The 19,984-nt window shown below is 51.2% G+C and carries 18 protein-coding genes, 3 tRNA genes and 1 pseudogene; 7 read left to right on the top strand and 15 right to left on the bottom strand.

Annotated elements, in window-relative coordinates; translation table 11 throughout:
* The first annotated feature begins 44 nt into the window (after positions 1-44).
* Both C812_RS04790 and manA read left to right on the top strand, forming a co-directional pair.
* Entirely contained in the window at positions 45-959 is a 915-nt protein-coding gene (locus C812_RS04790) for an ROK family protein (protein ID WP_016311554.1), read from the top strand.
* 28 nt (positions 960-987) lie between these two features.
* Positions 988-1,935, top strand: coding sequence for a mannose-6-phosphate isomerase, class I (gene manA, locus C812_RS04785; RefSeq protein WP_016311553.1), 948 nt, complete (start codon positions 988-990; stop codon positions 1,933-1,935).
* A 76-nt stretch (positions 1,936-2,011) separates the two neighbouring features.
* Here the strand turns inward: manA and C812_RS04780 are convergent, their stop codons facing one another.
* From C812_RS04780 to C812_RS04760, 5 genes are all read right to left on the bottom strand, one after another.
* A complete protein-coding gene (locus tag C812_RS04780) occupies positions 2,012-2,530 on the bottom strand; it encodes a DinB family protein (protein WP_016311552.1) in 519 nt (172 codons plus the stop codon).
* Positions 2,531-2,564: 34 nt separating this feature from the next.
* The gene (locus C812_RS04775; RefSeq protein WP_016311551.1) at positions 2,565-2,783 is read right to left on the bottom strand and encodes a DUF3006 domain-containing protein; all 219 of its coding nucleotides are present in this window, start codon (positions 2,781-2,783) and stop codon (positions 2,565-2,567) included.
* 6 nt (positions 2,784-2,789) lie between these two features.
* On the bottom strand, positions 2,790-3,695 hold the full coding sequence (locus C812_RS04770) for a ComEC/Rec2 family competence protein (protein ID WP_016311550.1): 906 nt from the start codon (positions 3,693-3,695) through the stop codon (positions 2,790-2,792).
* Between the two features lie 153 nt (positions 3,696-3,848).
* Positions 3,849-6,131 carry an Ig-like domain-containing protein gene (locus C812_RS04765; protein WP_016311549.1) on the bottom strand — a complete coding sequence of 761 codons (2,283 nt, stop codon included), beginning with the start codon at positions 6,129-6,131 and terminating at the stop codon, positions 3,849-3,851.
* A 172-nt stretch (positions 6,132-6,303) separates the two neighbouring features.
* A tRNA-Leu gene (locus tag C812_RS04760) sits at positions 6,304-6,389 on the bottom strand.
* A 166-nt stretch (positions 6,390-6,555) separates the two neighbouring features.
* Between C812_RS04760 and C812_RS04755 the strand changes: the two genes are divergently transcribed.
* The 4 genes and pseudogenes from C812_RS04755 to C812_RS04740 form a co-directional block, all read left to right on the top strand.
* The gene (locus C812_RS04755) at positions 6,556-6,756 is read left to right on the top strand and encodes a hypothetical protein (RefSeq protein WP_016311548.1); all 201 of its coding nucleotides are present in this window, start codon (positions 6,556-6,558) and stop codon (positions 6,754-6,756) included.
* A 70-nt stretch (positions 6,757-6,826) separates the two neighbouring features.
* Positions 6,827-7,483, top strand: coding sequence for an S-layer homology domain-containing protein (locus C812_RS04750; RefSeq protein ID WP_016311547.1), 657 nt, complete (start codon positions 6,827-6,829; stop codon positions 7,481-7,483).
* A gap of 269 nt (positions 7,484-7,752) precedes the next feature.
* Positions 7,753-7,911 carry an aspartyl-phosphate phosphatase Spo0E family protein gene (locus C812_RS04745; protein WP_009225645.1) on the top strand — a complete coding sequence of 53 codons (159 nt, stop codon included), beginning with the start codon at positions 7,753-7,755 and terminating at the stop codon, positions 7,909-7,911.
* A 118-nt stretch (positions 7,912-8,029) separates the two neighbouring features.
* Positions 8,030-8,482 (top strand): annotated as a pseudogene (locus tag C812_RS04740) (manganese catalase family protein); the annotation flags it as partial.
* A 262-nt stretch (positions 8,483-8,744) separates the two neighbouring features.
* Here C812_RS04740 and C812_RS04735 read toward each other — a convergent pair.
* From C812_RS04735 to C812_RS04705, 8 genes are all read right to left on the bottom strand, one after another.
* Positions 8,745-8,818, bottom strand: a tRNA-Ile gene (locus C812_RS04735).
* 13 nt (positions 8,819-8,831) lie between these two features.
* Positions 8,832-8,905: transfer RNA gene (locus C812_RS04730), tRNA-Met, on the bottom strand.
* Positions 8,906-8,966: 61 nt separating this feature from the next.
* The gene (locus C812_RS22495) at positions 8,967-9,146 is read right to left on the bottom strand and encodes a hypothetical protein (protein ID WP_139817567.1); all 180 of its coding nucleotides are present in this window, start codon (positions 9,144-9,146) and stop codon (positions 8,967-8,969) included.
* A 129-nt stretch (positions 9,147-9,275) separates the two neighbouring features.
* Positions 9,276-10,775, bottom strand: a complete 1,500-nt coding sequence (locus tag C812_RS04725; RefSeq protein ID WP_016311545.1) for an ABC transporter substrate-binding protein — start codon at positions 10,773-10,775, stop codon at positions 9,276-9,278.
* Positions 10,772-11,656: an ABC transporter ATP-binding protein gene (locus tag C812_RS04720; protein ID WP_016311544.1), complete on the bottom strand. Its 885-nt coding sequence runs from the start codon at positions 11,654-11,656 to the stop codon at positions 10,772-10,774. Before C812_RS04720 ends, C812_RS04725 begins: the two co-directional genes overlap by 4 nt.
* 3 nt (positions 11,657-11,659) lie before the next feature.
* Positions 11,660-14,557 (bottom strand): ABC transporter permease, encoded by a 2,898-nt coding sequence (locus C812_RS04715; protein ID WP_016311543.1) that lies wholly within the window; start codon positions 14,555-14,557, stop codon positions 11,660-11,662.
* Complete coding sequence (locus C812_RS04710; protein WP_016311542.1) at positions 14,557-15,657, bottom strand: efflux RND transporter periplasmic adaptor subunit; 1,101 nt, start codon at positions 15,655-15,657, stop codon at positions 14,557-14,559. Before C812_RS04710 ends, C812_RS04715 begins: the two co-directional genes overlap by 1 nt.
* Positions 15,620-16,468 (bottom strand): ABC transporter ATP-binding protein, encoded by an 849-nt coding sequence (locus tag C812_RS04705; protein WP_016311541.1) that lies wholly within the window; start codon positions 16,466-16,468, stop codon positions 15,620-15,622. Before C812_RS04705 ends, C812_RS04710 begins: the two co-directional genes overlap by 38 nt.
* A 255-nt stretch (positions 16,469-16,723) precedes the next feature.
* Between C812_RS04705 and C812_RS04700 the strand changes: the two genes are divergently transcribed.
* Complete coding sequence (locus tag C812_RS04700) at positions 16,724-18,319, top strand: S-layer homology domain-containing protein (protein ID WP_016311540.1); 1,596 nt, start codon at positions 16,724-16,726, stop codon at positions 18,317-18,319.
* Between the two features lie 139 nt (positions 18,320-18,458).
* Here the strand turns inward: C812_RS04700 and pyrE are convergent, their stop codons facing one another.
* Positions 18,459-19,103: an orotate phosphoribosyltransferase gene (pyrE, locus tag C812_RS04695; RefSeq protein WP_016311539.1), complete on the bottom strand. Its 645-nt coding sequence runs from the start codon at positions 19,101-19,103 to the stop codon at positions 18,459-18,461.
* A gap of 1 nt (position 19,104) precedes the next feature.
* Positions 19,105-19,872, bottom strand: coding sequence for an orotidine-5'-phosphate decarboxylase (gene pyrF, locus C812_RS04690; RefSeq protein ID WP_051134897.1), 768 nt, complete (start codon positions 19,870-19,872; stop codon positions 19,105-19,107).
* Positions 19,873-19,984 lie beyond the last annotated feature (112 nt).

Below are 19,984 nucleotides of genomic sequence, written 5' to 3'. Positions count from 1 at the left end.
GTTTGTCAAGTTGTGAATCTTCACTTCCACAGGAGGAATGAACGTTGAGTTATGCAATTGGTATCGACATCGGGGGCACGAAGACGGCCATCGGGTTGATTGGCACGGACGGTGAAGTGCGGGCGAAGGGTTCTCTGCCAACCGATCAGACGGTAGGGCCTGAAGTGATGGTCGATCGGATGGCTGCAGCCATCCAAGACATCATTACCGCCCAAGGTATCGCAGAGTCCGAGCTTCTAGGCATCGGCGTTGGTGCTCCCGGCCCACTTAACACGAAGGAAGGTAAAATCGCCGAACCGCCGAATTTACGGGGCTGGTGGAACTTCCCGATCGTCGACTCACTGAAGCGCTACTTCAGTCTGCCGATCCGACTGGAGAACGACGCGACCGCTGCGGCCCTCGCGGAAAAATGGCTTGGTGCTGCCAAGGATGCGGACCACTTCGTGTTTATCACAATTAGTACGGGGATTGGAGCCGGGATCTACTCCCACGGCAAGCTCCTCACTGGAGCAAGCGGAAATGCCGGCGATGTCGGTCATATCGTTGTGGATCCGTCCGTCGGCACCTGTGTGTGCGGGCAGAAGGGCTGCTGGGAATTCGTAGCCTCCGGCACCGCGGTCGCCAGACAAGCTTCGGCGCTGCTGGGCCGTGAGGTTTCTTCTAAAGAAGCTTTTGATTTGGCGGCGGCTGGGCAACCTGTGATACAGGAACTCGTAGCCAAAGTCTTTGAAAATATCGGCGTTGGCTGTGTAACCCTCATTAATACGTTTGATCCGGAGAAGCTGGTCATCGGCGGCGGTGTATCTCAGGTTGGCGAGCCGTTGTTCAACGCGGTACGGGACTACGTGTCTAAGTACGCGCTGAATCCTTCGGGCCGTCAAACCCCTATTGTTCCTGCTGCGCTTCATCAGGACGCGGGCTTGATCGGCGCCGCTGCCCTAATCCATATTCCATACTGATCCTACAGACAAAAGGAGTCCGATAACGATGAATGAACCAATTTTTTTGCAGCCGATTTTCCAAGAACGCATTTGGGGGGGCACCAAGCTCAGAGATTTGTTTGGCTATGACATCCCCAATGACCACACCGGTGAATGCTGGGCCGTATCCGCTCACCCGAACGGGCAAAGTGTTGTGAAGAACGGGCCGTACCAAGGCATGAAGCTGGGGGATTTGTGGACCTCTCATCCGGAGCTGTTCCGCTCCTCGTCCAAGGTGTTCCCATTGCTGACGAAAATTCTCGACGCCTCCGACGACTTGTCGGTGCAAGTGCACCCAGACGATAAGTACGCTGGCAAACACGAGAACGGCGAGCTGGGCAAAACCGAATGCTGGTACATCGTAGATGCTGAGCCGGGGGCTGTCATCATTTACGGCCATGAAGCCAAAACCAAAGAAGAACTCGTCTCCATGATCCATAACGGCGAGTGGGATCGCTTCCTCACGAAAGTGCCGGTGAAACCAGGCGACTTCTTTTATGTTCCAAGCGGCACGCTGCACGCCCTGGGGAAAGGCATCGTTGTGCTTGAAACGCAACAAAGCTCGGATACCACCTACCGTGTGTATGACTATGATCGCCGTGACAAAGACGGCAACACCCGTGAGCTTCATCTGGAGAAAGCGATCGACGTCACCACCGTTCCGCAAGCGTATGAACCCATTTCTTATGTAACGACGCAGCGCGGCGGCCTGACGGTCACTTCTTTCGTCTCCAATTCCTTCTTTACGGTGGAAAAATGGAACGTCTCCGGCGAAGAAACCGAGGTTGCCGCGAACGAGAAATATACAATCTTCAGCGTGCTTGCCGGTAACGGGAAGCTGACGGCAGGCGGACAAAGCTATGATCTGGCCAAAGGCGAGCATTTCATCTTGCCAGCAGGCTTTGGTCCTTACCGCTTAAGCGGGGAGCTTGAAATGATCATGTCCCACGAATAATTCCAGGCAAAAAGGACGGAAGCGCTCATCCATACGATGACGACATCCGTCCTTTTTACCTATCGCTTTCCTCTAATTAAGCTTGAATATACCGATCGTTTAAAATCCGCATATGGTGCTCCGCATGCCCGGCGATGTTATAGGCGATGGCACGGGCTGTGGCCGGATAGTCGGCTACGTTCCCCTTGCGGGCCCATGCATCGTCATCCAGCTGACGAACCAGCGCCAACGTGGATTCCCGCACGATCTCGAAGCCCTTTACGATCTCCTCCATCGACTGGCGGTCAAACCCGGCATGACGGGCGAACAATTCCTCGTCGAAGCCTGGAAGCGGCGTCGTATCGCCGCGGGCAATCCGCAGCATACGGTATTGCATGACCCGTTCCGTATCCGCCATATGGCCGATGACTTCCTTCACGCTCCATTTTCCTTCGGCATACCGGTAGTTTGCTTGCTCTTCACGAATACCTGCCCACTTCTCTCGAAGCCGCTTCGTCTGCTCCTCCAGAAACTTAACGAACTCCCCCTCAGGCACCATCTGAATGTAAGGTTCAAAATGTGGGGCGTATTCCCCTGTCTGCGGCCGAATCAACATCTCCAACATTCCTCCTTCATGAACGTAATCAATCCTATTCCTCGTCTTCCCACACTTCATCCATTAGAGCGCGGATATGACGGCTTCTCTCTTCTGTTTCCCGCAGGTTGGGAACCCATTTCGTGCCGTTCCATTCCACAACATCTCCCGGTTTGACCTTAGGATCCACCTGGGAACGCGGGACATTTCGGAGCTTCCCGTCCGATTCCAAAATGCATAAATCGCCCTCAAAGCCTTCCACGATATGGCTCATCTTATCCTACCTTTCCGTTGTGATCCGGTAGCCCTCGCCGTCGCTGGCGATCTCCACGGTACCCTGAAGATCGTTGCGATAGACCTCTACCTGTTGCTTGGACAGCCGATCCAGGATCGTCTTCGTCGGGTGCCCGTAAGAATTCTCTCCCACCTGGATCACCGCATATTTTGGCTTCACTGCATTCAAAAACTTGGCCGTTGTTGAAGATTTCGAGCCATGGTGCCCGACCAGCATAACGTCGGCGCGCAAATTCACTCCGGATTCTAACATTGCCCGTTCGCTCTCCGATTCAGCATCCCCGGTTAACAGAAAAGAAGTGCGGCCATATGTTACCTTCACAACGGCACTCATGTTATTACTGTCGTCGGTCACGGTCACCGGTGCGATCATACTCACCTTCACCTGCTCGTCCCAGGCTAGCTCCAGGCCCGCTTTGGCGGTCTTCACCTTCAGCCCTTTGTTCCGAATGGAGTTCAGCAAGGACTCATATGTCTTCGTATTGGACTGGATCCTTGGCATGTAGATTTCGCCGATGTCCAAACGATCGATGACCCGGTCCAGCCCGCCGATATGATCCGCATCTGGATGTGTCCCAATCACGATATCCAAATGATTTACGCCATAAGAGCGAAGGTAGTCCAGCATCGCCTGCTCCTGGTCATTGTTGCCGGCATCAATCAGCATCGTATGCCCGGAGGGGCTGATCAACAACTGGGATGCACCTTGTCCCACATCCAGAAAAATCACGCGTAGCTGACCGTCTCCTTCCACTTCGGAAGCAACGGAGGTGTTCTCCACCAGCCGCCCCGCAACTTCTTCCCAGTTCGCTGCGCTGCAGCCTGCAAGAAGTACGCTTAAAAACACCAAAAATACGCCAATAACCGTCCAACATGTCTTCTGCCTAATCATAGATGTTAATCCTTCCCAGAACATTTGTTCTAATTATAGCGGATAATCGAGCCTTAAATCAATCAAAATTTAGCAAATAGCACATAAAAAATAGTTAGTTCATAAAAAAAGTCTGCCTTTCCAAAGGCAGACTCAAATGATTCATGTTCGATCTTATTTCACTGAAACGCTGATAGATACCTTCTTGCCGCCATACTCTGCTTTGATGGAAGCAGAGCCCTTGGCAATCGCCTGAATCTGACCAGCCGACACTTTCGCAACGTTCGCCTTGGAGGTTGTCCACTTCGCGCTGCCCGTTACCGTGGCGACCTTGCCAGTATCGTACGTTGCCGTCAGGACAACCGTTTTGGCCGCACCAGGAGCCAGCTGGAGCTTCTTCTCGCTAACCTCCAGTTTCACCAGCTTCGGAACCACATTCACTTTCACGGTAACGACATTGCCTTGATAAGAACCCGTGATCGTTGCGGTTCCTTCAGCGACAGCCTTCACCGAGGAGGACGACACCGTAGCAACGTTCACATCGGAGGAGACCCAGCCCATTTTGGAGGACAGGGTGACTTTCTTGCCGTCTGCATAATACCCCGTTACCTTGATCGATTTCGATTTCTTGATGTTAAGCTCGATCGTTTGCGGCTCTACAACAATCTTGGTGATTTTCGGCTCAATAGAGACCGATATATTGATGGTCTTGTTCTCGAAAGTTCCTTTCAGCGTGGCCGAGCCCTTGCTGAGACCTTTCAGCTTCTTGCCGTCTGCTGTCGACTTCAACACCACATTGGAGCCGGTAACGCTCCATTCAACGCCAGCCGGATTCGTTTGCTCTACACCATTTTCATAGACCACCGTGATTTCCGGCAGCGCATTTTCTTCACCGATGACGATGTTCATTGAAGTTTGCGTGGCGAGAAGCGTCAGAACCTTTTCTTTCACGTTAACTTTAACCGTCACTTCAGTTCCGCGAATTGGGAAGTCCGCGTTCGGGGTCAGCCCTGTTCCGGCTTCTGCCAGCTTCCCGGTCAACGTAACTTCGGCAGATACAACCGAGTCATCCAGATCCTTCGTTACGATCTTTCCATCCTCGACTACCGCGATATCCTCTTGGCTCGAGGTCCACGTGATGGCATCGCTGAGATCGATGGATTCTCCGTCCAGCTTCGTGCCGGTCACCTTCGGCAGGCTCGCCGATCCGCCTACATAGATATCAAGCTGCTCTTTCTCGATTTTGAGCTCGGTCACCGTAGGAAGTACCGTAACTTTGAAGCTCTTGCTCACGCCTTGATAGCTGGCTTTAATCGTAGTTGATCCCGCCGCTTTGGCCGTCACAACACCGGTGTCACTTACAGTCGCAACTAATTTATTGGAAGAAGTCCATTCCGCACTATTGCTGACGTCTTGAGTTTCGTTTGCCTTCACTCTCACGCCGGCATTTACTGCCAACGTTTCCCCAATGAAGAGCGTCTGATCACCCGACGGCGTGAGCAGAATCGCTTCATACGGAGCTCGTACGTAAATGTCGACTTTCGCTTGCTCGCCATAATAGGTTGCCGTAATCGTCGCTTTCCCCGTCGATACGATTTTAACCGTTCCGTCTTCAACCGTAGCAACGCTGGTATCCGAAGAACTCCAGGTCGCCTTTTCCGTAACGTCGTTTGTTGTATCCGGGTTGCTCTTCAGCACCGTTTTCACCTTAAGCTCTACTTCTTTATCAGCCACGATCAACTCAAGGTCTTCTTTATCCTGAATTTCCGTCTCTGTCGTTCCAGATGTCTTGTACAATTTCAAGCCAGAGTAAGGCGACGTGACCTTCGCTTTGAACGAAGCGGTCAAACCGGCATATTTCGCTGTAATCGTCGCTTCCCCTGTACCATTTAGCGTAATCTTGCCCTTTTCAACGGTCAGTACACCCGTATTCGAGGAAGTCCAATCCGCCTCATCCGTTACATCCTTGGGTTCCACAGACGTGTTGTCCACCTTCGCCTTAGCGGTGATGGTCAGATCGGAGTCAGGGGTGTCCAAACTATATTTTCCGTCTAATTTGTAGTCCAAAGTTAATTCAGTGTAGGTGTCTGTAACTTTAATCGTAATAGACGATACCGACCCGACTTCAGTCGTTGGATTTTTATATTCCGCCGTGATGATCGCAGTACCGCTCTTCAGCGCGGTGACCAAACCGCCGGCACTAACCTTGGCTACGGTATCATCACCGGACGTCCAAGTTACAGTAGAAGTCACATCTTTGGTGCCGCCCCCTTCAAGCCCAGCCGTTACTTTAAGCTGCTTCGTTTTCCCCACGCCGAGTTCAACGGTCGTGCCGGCTCCATCGATATTAATCTCCTTGATGTCCCCGGATGCTGCAAATGCGCCCGTAGGAGCAAGTACCGAAAGGAGGAGCGTCAAGACGAGCATCCAATACGTCATCTTCCTGTTAGCCAACATTGATTCCTCTCCTTTATTCTCATTGCTGATGTACCGGAACCTTTTTCCAGCCTTCTCCCATTTTATATCGACATTTAGTAGATATTTCGTAACGTTTTTCGTCAAAATAATCCATTTGTCCTATAAAAAAATAGAGCACACTCAATAAACGAGTGCACTCTATCTTCACAAATGCCGAGGACCGGGCTCGAACCGGTACGGTAGTCACCTACCGCAGGATTTTAAGTCCTGTGCGTCTGCCAATTCCGCCACCCCGGCTTGTTCAAAAATTCCGTATTTATGATTATATACAGAATTCCAATCAATATCAACCCAAAATTCATGCTGTCTTATTCCGATAAACTATTCAGTTAGGAATTATGGTAAGTTAAGGTTAGTCTTGCGAAAAAAGGCTTGAATTTCAGGAAAGGTGAGGTTAGCATTCATGCACGAATTGAAAATGGCAGTTACGCTGGGTCATCAAGTGGTCATTCAACTGCATGACGGACAATTGATGACCGGACTGCCGAAGTGGGGTTCAGCGCCTGACAAAGTACATCTGCGCACAACAGAAGGGGCCGTCTGGGTGAATCTCGACGAAATCCATCACGTGACGCGAATCATTCCATTTGGAAAATCTTTTTAATTTTTTCTGCAACCTTTTCCAATACTCATCGTCTAGAGGTTGTCAAAAAATACTAGACGAGGTGATCACCATGTTTAAACGTAATGTAGCCCTGTTGTCCGCCGCCGCCATTTTGAGCTTGTCTTTGGCTGGAGAAAGCTTTGCTGCTGCAGGGAACTTTAAAGATGTAAGCCAATCTGTCGCCAAAGACAGTATTTCTGTCCTGCAAGCGAAAGGCATCGTTCGCGGCGTCAGCGCCGACAGCTTCCTGCCGGATGACCAATTGACGACTAGCCAGGGCGTTCAGTTGATCGTCAATCTGCTAGGGTTGAAGTCCGATACTCCAGAAAACGCTGGTGATTATTTTGTCAATGTCAAGCAAGATGCCTGGTATGCCCCTGCGTTCTCGATTGCTCAAACTAACGGGTTTGATCTTGACGTCAACGTGAATCCGGACAAGCCTATGACGCGTGAGGAATTTACCCATCAGCTGATTTTGGCGATGGAGAAGCATGGCGATTTGCCGATGATCAATATCAAACCAATCGAATTTGCTGACGAAGACCAGCTGACGGTTTCTTATCAAGGGACGGTTCAACGTGCGCTTGTACTCGGGATCGCCCAGCTGGATGAGAACAATCAATTCCATCCGGGAGATCTGATTACCCGCGCAGAAGCGGCTCTCTTGACCTATCATGCGGTGGAATACTTGGCCGCACATCCTGCTCCGTCTCCGGACAGCAAGTGATCGCCTATTCGATAAAAATTGGAAGGACCGCCTTGTGCGGTCCTTTTTTGATTTCCGTGAAAAGCTTAAATTTTAATAAAATTCACTAAATCGACAGATTTTTGCATTTTATTTCAGGATTTAGGGAGGATTTACAAAAACGGACATAGAAAACATAAGGGTACCGCTTTAATTTGGTGCAGAACAGTGACAGTACATGGAAGAGGTCGGACAATCACCAGTCGAAAGCGGACGGATGGCATTAATACCTCAACTAGGAGTTGTTCGTCATGGAACTCATCCTCAAAATTGAAGAGCTCCGGATGGAATTAAACCATCTTGCCCGAAGTAAACGTCTTGCGGATCGGGAAATGATCATGGTAAGTCAGCAACTAGATGAATTGCTGAATGAATACCATCGATTAATGATCCAGAAGCAAGTCAAATGATCTTTAGGGAGCTGTGACAACGGCTCTTTTTTTCTATTTTGGATATCCTCCCCCCTAGCAATGCACACTATCTTATACAGCGAATGACCAAACCAACCATTTGAAAGGGGAAGCCAACTTGTACTTCTACAAAGAGGATTTGATTAACCTCATCGTCCCGGATCGTCCTGATCCCGCAGCCGCGAAAGTGCTTCAAGAGACGCTGGGCGGAAGATTTGGTGAAATGCGGACGATGATGCAGTTCTTTTTTCAAAGCAGCAACTTCCGGGGAAATGCCCCACAATATCGTGACTTGGTTCGCGAAGTGTTCTTAGAAGAGATCAGTCATGTGGAGTTAGTGCAGCATACGATTAACCAGTTGCTTACCGGTGCAGGTGAGTCGACCCCCGGAAGCGCAGGTGTAGATGGCGCTCCGTTGGATGAAGCCATTAAGCATGCCAATCCGCATCATTTTATTATGGGCGCTCAAAGCTCCCTGTCAGTTGATGCTGCCGGTAATCCATGGAACGGCAACTACGTGTACAGCCACGGTAATCTGATCAGCGACTTACTGGACAATCTTGTATTTGAACACTTAGAGCCAAGAACGCCGCTTAATCCTGAAGACAGGAACAAGCGGCGTTTACTATTTATGAGACAAATTATCCAGAAAACGATACTTATAGTTGAGCTAGCCCGTATATTCTAATATACATATCGTACACATTTTACTTCTTCATTTATTCACAAGAAAATGACCTACTACAAAACGCTCAACAGGAATCTACGAAACTTTGATTTTAATGGTTGAAAAGCAAAAACCCCCTTGCCAAAGCAAGAGGGTTTTGCACTTATGGGCCCTACAGGACTCGAACCTGTGACCAATCGGTTATGAGCCGACCGCTCTAACCAACTGAGCTAAGGGCCCGGGAGAACTTGGATTGCGGGGGCAGGATTTGAACCTGCGGCCTTCGGGTTATGAGCCCGACGAGCTACCGGGCTGCTCCACCCCGCGTCATTAAATTGGCGACAATCAATAATATACACGATTCTCGCAGGGCACGTCAAGTCTAAGATTATGGAATAAATCGCACGCCGTATTTGCCCTTGCGCGATCGGAAAATTTCGATTTGCCGCATATCATCAAAACCATAGATCCAACCGTCTTGCTCCAACCGCCGGGCGAGACATCCCGCTTGGAATTTCGTTCGATACAGTTTATTGAAGTATACCCAACGCATGATTGTTTCGTCCATCCTTTCGTGAATTAGAGCAAATTGTTCATGTCTATAGAATGCCCAACCTTAACAAAAAAAGCCGCCGGATTTCGTCCAGCGGCCCTAAATCTATATGGTAATTTTTTGGTGTTCAATGCAAACCTCGGCTTACCCCTTAAATACGGCTCCGCCTGCTGCCGCCCCTTCCTCAGGAACAAATGGCGTACCATCCTCCTGGAATTGGGTTTTTGGATTGTTTTTAATTTCAAGTAACATCTTGTTTCCTATCTCTTCCCATTCCTTTAGAGCTTCCGCAGGTGTCTTCTTATTTTCCAGAACCTCCCGGAAAAATCTCTGTCCGACGCTGGAGATGCTATACAAACCTGGTTTATCACTCATCAGTTTATCAAGTTTAGGGTCAGTTGGTGTCGTAGGCTTCAACAAGTAAAATGCTTGAACGTTGTAATCGAGCCCAGCCTTTGGTTTAATGTACGACTTACGTGCCAACATTTCGTAGGAGTTACTGCGAGACTTCAGCTTCGCCCAATCCTCGCCATTAATGAATTTGATGAAATCCCATGCTGTTTCCGGATTTGGCGCAGCGCTATTGATCGCAAAGGTATTGCTGAGCCAAATGTTGCCGCCTACACCTGGTTTCTCCGGATGAACAGGTAAGGTCACGACATCCCAATCCACCGGTGTGAAGTTTTTGATTTTAGAAGCATTGTTGTTGGCATCGGTGATTTCATTAACGTAGTAGCTTTCGGCAACCGTCATCGCAACTTTCCCAGACAGGAACATATCGTTACTAATAGGTGTGTACTCCGCATCATCTATCATAATACTGTTACTGTCTGGAATGATCTTGTCTTTCGTTAGCTTGCTGATGGTTTCCCATACCTTGGTCCATTGCGGCGTGTTCACCGTCATCGTCTCGGCCTTGTCATCAAACGTCTTCAACTGTAGTGGATTGAGGTAACTGTACTGCATATCCCAATATGGATCACTTCCATTGTAACGGAAGAAGGAAAATCCAAACACCCGGTCTTTTCCTTCCCCTTTCGCTACCCGACGCGCCAAATTAAACATGTCCTCCCAGGTCATGTTATCGGTTGGCGGTTCGACGCCTGCATCCGCGAACATCTTTTTATTGTAGTACAAGGCCGAAGAGGAGAAGTTAGGCGTTAAGGCATACAAGTTCCCATCCCCAAGGTCCTTGATTCCATCAATCACCGCCGGAACAAAGTCAGAAGTATCAAATTTGTCTTCCTGAATTAATGGATCCAGTTGCTTGAGCATATTTTCCTTGATCAACTGATACAATACAGACGTGTCAGTGACCACAATATCTACCGGATTGCTGCCGGTCATAATCTTCTTCATGTTCTCCAAATAATCGGGTTGTACGTAAGGCTCCGAGCTATCTTGATAACGATATTGATTGGAGTCAATCGCTGGCACAACCTCGATACGTACGTTATTTGTAAATTCATATACATCGGTATACTGCTGCCGGAAATAAGAATCGTCATATCCCCCGTAAAGCACGCCGATGCGAAGTACTTTCTCCTGCTGTGGGTCTGCCGCTTTACTGCCGTTACAGCCAGCGAGCAGGCCCAACGCCAGCGTTGCAGCCAGCGATACAGACAATAATTTCTTGAACCTCATGATGGATCCCCCTCCAACGATTTAGGTGCTGTAATAATGATTTTCTCTCCGTCAAACTCCATGCTCGCCCGCCCATTGATTCCGACGGATTCCAGATATTCCTTCGGAACCTGTAAACGTCCGACGCGGTCAACCACAACAAAGGCTTCGTGAACCTCCTGCAATCCTCCGCCTAGCTCGGCTGCCGCCAAATCCAGATTCGGGTTACGCTTCAGGAACTCGGTGCTCGTTAAGCCGTCACGGATGGCGACCACGCGGTCTACCTTCCCAGCCAGGTTCAAATCGTGCGTGACGATCACAACCGTGATACCCAGCTCACGGTTCACCTGCCGGAAGATTTGCATGATCTGATCGGAAGTGGCCGTGTCGACCGAACCCGTGGGTTCGTCGGCCAGCAGAAGCTTCGGTCGATTCGACAGCGAGATCGCAATCGCAACCCGTTGCTGCTCCCCGCCGGAGAGCTGATGCAGCTTGTTGTGCATTCGATCCTTTAAGCCAACCCGCTCCAGCAGCTCTTTCGCATAGGCTCTGTCCAGCTTCCCGGTGAGCAGCATCGGCATTTCTACATTTTCCAAAGCTGTCAAATAAGGAAGTAAGTTGCGGGCATTGTTCTGCCAGACGAAACCAACCGTGTTGCGCTTATATTCCACCAGCTGGTCATCGCGGATTTTCAGCAGATCCCAACCCCCGACGTTAACTTGGCCGGCGGACGGGCGATCCAGCCCGCCGAGAATATTCAGCAAGGTGGATTTGCCGCTGCCGCTGTTGCCGATGATCGCCATCATTTCGCCTTGTTCCACGGTTAAGTTCAGGCCTTGGAGCGCCACAACTTCGATATCTTCGGATTTGAAAATCTTGACGAGTCCTTCGCAATGAATCATCTCTTAGCGCTCCTCTCCCATTTTTACCGCCTGATGCACACGCAGTCGCCGGATTTGCCAGAACAGCAGGCCGGCTCCCATCAGGAGCATCACGAACACAACAACATAAAGCTGAAGCGTATCCTGGTTATCAAATACGATGCGGAAAGGCGGAACCTGCGTTGTAACATTATCCGCCGTTTGCAGGAACGGCAAGTACAGCTTGCCGGCAATCTTCCCGATGACGATCCCGAGCACGATGGATAAGCCGGCAGTTAAGATCTGTTCGGCCAGCAGCATGAACGTCAGCTGCTTCCGGGATAAGCCCATCGCCCGCAGGATCCCGAACTGGACGACCCGGCCCGATAAGTTGAAAAACCAGTACAACACATACCCGATCAACGACACGATGACCGAGACGAGGAAACCGAGACTTAGGATCCCAAATACGCCTCCCCGGGTCGGATGCTTGCTTTGCGCCGCCAATTCACTGCGAACATCATCAACCGAATAAAGCTCAATTCCTTGATCCGCCAGCTTCGGAATCAGCGGGGCGACTTTAGCCCCCGGCTTCATCTTAAGCCAGACCTCATAAGGAATAAGCGGAACTTGATCGTAAATATAATCCAAATTCGCAATAATAAACGGTGTTTGATCTGGATATTGACTTGGCCAATACGGAATAATCCCGTATACGGCAAATTCCACCGCTTGCTCACCCAAGGCAACCGTAAACACGTCGCCCGGCTTCAGCTTATACTTCTCCGCCAAGTTCGACGGGACTAAAGCTGCACTTTCGTTCATTCCGAGAAAATTTAAATAATGGTAGGGATGCGTTGGGAACAGATCGTTCCGGAACCAGGCCACTTTGGCAAAATCGACATTGTCGATCCCCATCACATTCCCTTGGCCTGCCGAACGACCAGAGATAATGATGTTCCCCTTCGTTTGAAGCACACGTGCCGCATGCTCGACGCCGTCCAACCTCCGGAAGATTTCGAACGGGGGCTCGGAATAGATTAGTTTAGACGGGGTAGGATTTTGCCCTCCGCCTCCTGGGCCGCCGCCAGGTGCTCCACCTGGGTTCCCGCCGCCTGGAGCTCCCGGACCGCCGCCTTGACCTTGGCCGGAGCCTCCTTGAGAAGGACGAGTGATTTCCGGCGTGCCTTCCCATACCGTTCGCATGATCACATCTGCTCCATATTTATAGAGCGTCCGCTCCGTCGAATTCAGGTCGATTGTCCGTGCGGCTGAAGCGTTATATACCCCAAGACCCAGCGTCAGAACGAGCAGGATCATCAACGGATAATACGAAGAAGACGATCTGGACAGTTGCGTCAAACTTAGATAGTAAGGAACCGGCAGCCACTTTTTGCCGATCCAGCCGATCAGCTTAAGCAACCACGGGAACACCCGCAGGAAAAACAGTCCGATGGAAAAAATGGCAAGCGCGGGTACGAAGAACAGGAACGGTTGAACCTGCAGCTCATCCGTCGTCATCCCTGTCTGGAACGTCAGCATCTGCCGTTCATTAAACAGGTAATACCCATAACCCGAAATCGCCATCAAGACGATATCGATAAACCAACGTTGCCAAAATGGCGCACGATCGGAGCGCGCTTGCTTCTGCTTGGCCTTGACGATCGAGGAGCGGGCGAAGGAAATTGCCGGCAACAGCGTCGATAAGATCGCGATCACAACCGCTACCGCTCCCAATACCAAGGCATCGGCATTAAAGCCTACCGGAATGGACTTACGGTTCACAAACGTCAGGAAGCCGTCTGCCGAGCCGATGCTCTTCGACATAAACCAGCCGAGCAATGGACCTGCGATGAGTGCAACCGCGCCAAGAATCAGGCTTTCAAATAAATAGATGAAAATAATCTGCTTCGTAGAAGCTCCGCGGCTGCGCAAAACCGCGATATCGCTTTGCTGCTTGTCGAGCGCCTGGCGAGCGTTCATCACAATAAAATAGAACACCATGGCAATCATCGGTGCCGCCAGGGTAAACAACAGCGTCTGCATCTGCAGGCTCTGCTTGCGGAAGTCACTGAGCAGACTGCCAAAAGAGACATCCACCTTCGTATCTTTCAGCTTCTGATATAACTCTACGTTCAACCGCTCCAGTGTATCTGAGAGCGGTGACAGCTGACTCGTCTTGATCTCACCGAGATCAAAAGCGTAATACCAGCTGGAGCTATGCAGCGGAATCGATAATCGATTCAACAGGCCTTCATTAAAGGCTTGATCCGAGATGTAGAAAGTGTTCATCATCCCTTCAAAGCCTTGATACCAGTACGGGTCATTCTCGTTCTCCGGCTGGAAGGTGCCCACGATCTTCACCTTAAGCGTCACGTCCACACCGCTGTACACCGGATACTCCATCACGTCACCGACGTGCAGATCCTGCCGGTACATCGCTTCTTCCAGCATCAAAGCCTCAAGCGTATCGCCATCGCCTTGATCAGAATACATCCGGCCGCCGGAAATTGCCACATGGTCCTGTAAACCGCTCATGGATACGATGGACATCGTCCGCGTTCGGCTCGCGTCAACCTTAGTCGGGTCCTCCGGAAATACCTCCGTACTGCGGATGGATCTGATGTTCACGTAGGTGTCAAACGGGAAGCCAATTTGCCCCGGCACCTCGTCAACAATGTATTGATTGACGGCGGATAGTGCATTCAAATCCGTCTTGGTACCACCCGGCGCCTGATAGCTCATGATCAACGAACCGGCGGGCAGCCCTTCGCTCTCCGCCTGCAGGGTGGTCGCAACGACCCGCTTCAGCGAACCGTCGGAATACATCGGAATGCTGACCGTGAACGAGACCGCGACAATGAGGCCCAATAGCGTACTTAACGTCAGCCATTTCGTGTTCCACATTTTGCGGAACAATAAACGTAATAAAGGAAGTCCCATTAACGACCCACTACTTTCTGCCCCGGCGTGAGTCCTTTAACAATTTCCACGTCGGTCGAGGTCTGCAAACCTACCTCAACATCGGCTTCACGTTTCGAACCGTCTTCCTCTACCACCTGAACATAAGTGCGCGAGCCAATCGTCCGCAGGGCGGAAATCGGAATCAACACCGCGTTTTCCTTACGTTCCGTTACAATGGACACACTGAGCGGCCGTCCACGTTCAAGTCCCTCCGGCCATTTGTCCAGTTCCACGATCAGGTACTTATCGATTGTATCTTTCTCTGGAGGTTTACCGCCTCCGCCGCCGTTATTGTCGTCGGACGATCCGGAATCCACAGGCATGACCTTCACCTTCCCGTCGAATACGCCCATCGCATTAATATCAACCTTGGCTTTCATACCAACGGCAATCTTCTCTAAGTCCTCCTTGGCAAACTGAGCTGCCACGACCAACGAAGACGTGTCGGACAACACGGCTACCGTATCATATGCTTTGATCGCGGCTCCTTTCTGGACGGAGACGGAAATGATCGTTCCGGAGAACGGCGCACGGAGTGTGCCGTCGGCGATCGTCTTCTCCAAATCCTCCAGCTCTTGACGCTGTTCCTCAAAGACGATCGAGGCCTCCTCAAATTCGATCGGGTCCTTCTCGTCCTTCGTACGCAGCAGCTCCTTCATGGAGATTTCCTGCTTGCGGAACTCCAGCTTCTTCTTCCGTAATTCCTTCTGCAAATCTTCGACATCCAATTGAATGAGAGCATCGCCTTGCTTGACTTTGTCGCCTGCCTTAACGAGTACTTCCTTCACGTGAAGATTATCCTTTGTGAAAAATAACGGCTCCTCGCGCTGGCTCATGATCTTCCCAACCGCACTGACGCTAAGCTCGATCGTCTCCGTGCGCACCTCATACTCCGGCTTCTTCGAGATTGTCGGCGGCGTGATCACCGGCAGGTCCTCCTCCGCCTCTTCGTCCGGCAGCAGGGCGCAGCCTGTGGACGCAATTAACGTCAGGGACAGAGCGAATACCCCCAGCGTTCGGACAAGCCTTATCCCCCCTTTTTTATTCGATAAATTTGCCATCCACCATTTCGTAAACATGGTCCGCTACCTCCAGGATTGTAGGATCGTGAGTAGTCATACAGATCGTCACGCGTTCGGTCTGTATGATGTTCTTGAATACTGCCATGACTTGTGCTCCCATTTGCGAATCGAGGTTGGCCGTTGGTTCATCCGCCAACAACAGCTTGGGGCGATGGGCAATCGCTTTGGCGATGGCCACCCGTTGCTGTTCGCCCCCGGACAACTCGAACGGGCGGTGAAACATCCGTTTCCCGAGTCCAACGAGCTCCAGGCAATGCTTAACGCGCGGCTTCCATTCCTGAGGGGGAACTCCCGCCATACGCAGCGACAGTTCGACATTCTCCCAAGCGGAGAGCAACGGCAGCAAGGCATAGGCCTGGAAAATAAATCCAATCTGATTCCGACGCAGCAGGGTACGCTTATCGTCGTTCAGCTCATGAAGCGGCTGACCGCGGAACCAGATTTCACCGGAAGTCGGCTGATCCAATCCGCCAAGCATGTTGAGCAATGTCGTTTTGCCCGAGCCAGAACGGCCTTTAAGCATGACCAGCTGGCCGGAGAGCACTTCCATGTTGATACCCTTCAATACCTGGATTTCTCCTCCGCCCACCGGAAATGATCGGCGAACGTCTTTGACCGACAAAATAGGTCCGGTCTCCTTCTCTTCCTCCTTCTGTACAACATGGGCTGCAATAACCTCGGCATCTGCTTCTGCTAATGCCGTCTTCTCTGCGGCAGCGGCGGTCTCCCCCTCCGCACTTTCCGGTACCGGAGAATCAGCTCCGGGCTGAACTTCGACTTTTTCTTTCTTGCGAAGCCATCGCATCATTGTGTATCGGTCTCCCATTTCCCTAAATTGTGCTTCTCCTCTTCTGCTTCCTCTTCTTGGACTTCTTGGTCTAATTGGCCTTGTCTAGCAATACATTCACGTCTTGCATTATAAACGAAATACGATGGCAAAAAGTTACAAGCTCATTAACGAAATCGTTAATTTTTTACCAGATTTTTCGCGCTGATGCATGGTTACAATTCTGTTAGAATTAAGGAGGATTCTACTAATTTCGGCAAGGAGAACTAATATTTCATGAAGAAAATGATTCCCATCCTGCTCACGGCGACGCTCTTATTCACCAATGTCGTGCTTCGGCAAGAGCCGGTCGCTGCCGATCTTCCTTTTAACGACATTTCAAACAGCTATGCTAAAGATGCCATCCTCCGTTTAAATGCGAACAATGTAATGAAAGGAACCTCAGGTTCTGAATTTTCTCCAACCCGCTCCATTACCCGAGCCGAGTTTATGACTACATTGACGCGCATCTTTAAGGTGGAACCGGCCAAATCCGCTATCCCCGCTTATCGTGATGTCCCCAAAACCGCCTGGTACTATGGCACAATCCAAGCCGCCACGGAACTTGGGCTTACCAACGGCTTGGGAGACGGGATCTTTAAGCCAAACCAGCCGTTAACCCGGCAGGAGGCCGCTTCATGGATCGTCCGCGCTTTAAAACAAAACGCCGCCGGCAATTCGTCTTCCAATTATCAGGATGCAGCGATGATCGCGGCATGGGCCAAGCCTTCGGTCAGCTCCATTACCGAGCTCGGGTTGATGCAGGGCAGCGACGGGTTATTTCATCCAACACAGCCGATAACCCGCCAGGAGACCGCTGTCATCCTGGATCGCCTGCTGCAGGACACCCGATGGACCGATGCGCTCGCAGCCAGCACGAACCAGACCATCAAGCTAGGATGGCAATACGGCCTGTCAACCGAAGCCTACAAGAAAGCCGTGTTGCAATCGAATGTGAACGTGCTGGTGCCTCGGTGGTTTTTTCTCGAAAGTACCGGCAAATTTTCTGATTCCAGCGTTCCCTCGCTCGTAACCTGGGCGAAAAATAACGGCAAACAAGTCTGGGCCATGATCGGAAACCGATTTGACCAGGAAACGACGCACAAGCTTCTATCTTCCAGCTCGCTTTCTTCCGAAGCGATTCAAACCTTGAAGTCCTACGTTCAAAAATACGGGCTGCATGGCATCAACGTCGATTTCGAAAATGTCGCAGCTTCCGATCGAAGCTTGTATACGGCCTTTATCGCCAAACTGGCACAGGAGCTTCATTCCGTCTCTGCCGTCTTGTCAGTGGATTTACCGCCGGATCTCGACACCGACTGGTCGGACGCCTATAATTACACGGAACTGGCGAAGAGCGCCGATTACCTGGTCATTATGACCTATGACGAGCATTGGGGCGGGGCTGCTGCCGGTTCTATCGCATCGCTTGGCTGGGTGGAGAACCACCTTCAAAAACTGCTGGCCCAAGTCCCCTCTGACCAACTCATCATGGGGATGCCGCTGTATACGCGGGATTGGAGCCTAAGCAGCACTGGAGCTACACTGTCTTACGAGGACATCACCCTCGCGGATCAAAACAAGCGGATGAACCAATACGGCCTGAAGCCAAAATGGAACGACGCATTAGGGCAGTACACCATGGAGTATCGCAAGAACGGGACGCTCCACAAAATTTGGCTGGAGGATGCCCGATCCCTCTCGGAGAAGCTGAGGTTAGGCATGAAGTTCGGAATAGCCGGTTATGCCTACTGGCATATCGGCGGTGAATCACCGGACATCTGGACGAGTCTTCAAAATGCGGAGAAATACGCAGGGTATTCATTTAAGTAATCAGCCATCATTTCTAAATCATATGTAATAATAAAGACCACCTTATGAGACAAAGCGATGTTGCTTCTCAGGGGTGGTCTTTTGATATTTAGACAAAAAAACAGCCCTTCACGGGGCTGTTATAACCATATGGATGTACTTAGGCATTTCCGAAGGAAGCCGGATCCTGCCGCCAGGACTTGAGCAGCTCCAGATCTTCCGGCTGAATATCCCCGCGCTGCACAGCTACATCCATCAATGCTGTATAGTTGGACAAGGTTTGCAGCGGGATGCCGGCTTCAGCAAACGCCTGCACCGCTTTATCGAGCTGATAGCTGAAGATCGCCAGCACGGCCAACGGTTCTGCCCCCGCATCGCGCACCGCCTGTGCTGCTTTGATCGAGCTGCCGCCGGTCGAGATCAAATCCTCGATGACAACCACCTTCTGCCCTGGTTTAATCAGACCTTCGATTTGATTCTCCTTGCCATGGCCTTTGGCCTTATCGCGAATATAGGCCATCGGCAGCCCCAGCTTCTGCGACGTAAACGCGGCATGCGGAATGCCGGCCGTAGCTGTTCCGGCGATAACTTCGGCCTCCGGATAGTCTTTACGGATCAGTGCAGCAAACGATTCAGCAATCAGATCGCGGATGTGCGGGTAGGACATCGTGAGACGGTTGTCACAATAGATCGGCGATTTGATCCCCGAAGTCCAAGTAAACGGCTGATGCGGACGAAGCGCAACGGCTCCGATCTCTAACAGGCTGCTGGCAATTTGCGCTTCGACGGATTGGGTATTGGTCATGCTACATCATCTCCTTAATGATCGTCTCCGCGGCTTCTCGCGGGTTAGGGGCAGCGATAATCGGACGGGCAACGACGATATAGTCCGTGCCTTGCGCCATCGCTTCGCCTGGGGTTAACGTACGCGTTTGATCACCTTTAGGGCTGTTCGCTGGACGAATCCCCGGCGTTACCGTCAGGAAGGCTTGTCCGCACTTCTCCTTAATTGCGGTAACTTCCAGTGGAGAAGCAACCACTCCGTCCAAACCGGCCGAACGGGCCAGGTCCGCATAATGTACGACGGAGGCTTCAACTTCGCCCGGGACGCCAATCTGTTCATTCATCACTTGCTTGCTGGTGCTCGTCAGCTGCGTAACCGCGATGATCTTTGGCATCGTCAGCGTCGGGTCGGCTTCCACCGCCGCCAGTGCGCCTTCTTTTGCCGCCTTCATCATGTCCAGCCCGCCGGCCGCATGCACGTTAAACAGGTCTACGCCCAGCTTGGTGACGCTGTTCGCACCACCTTTGACGGTGTTGGGAATATCATGCATTTTCACATCGAGAAAAACGGAGTACCCCCGCTGCTTTAATTCCCGGATCAGTTCCGGACCCGCCGCATAGAACAGCTGCAGCCCCACCTTCATGTAACAAGGGATGCCTTCCAGCTCCTTCAGCAGCTTCCGCGCCTGCTCCGCATCAGGAAAGTCGAGGCCCACGATCAGCTTCCCGGCCGCTTCTTCAAATGAACGCAAATCCGCTCTCCTCCATTCATGCTTGCGGCTCCGAAGCATTCTGCTTCCGAGCCGCCATATTCTTCGTCCTCTAACGGACCTGAAAGACCTTATTTGAGCATTTCCCTGCGATTTCCCGCTGTAACGGACTCCATGGACCTTATTTGGCCAG

Origin of the sequence: Paenibacillus barengoltzii G22, assembly GCF_000403375.2 — a bacterium.
Classification (GTDB): domain Bacteria; phylum Bacillota; class Bacilli; order Paenibacillales; family Paenibacillaceae; genus Fontibacillus; species Fontibacillus barengoltzii.
This window is presented reverse-complemented; position numbering and strand designations above follow the sequence as displayed.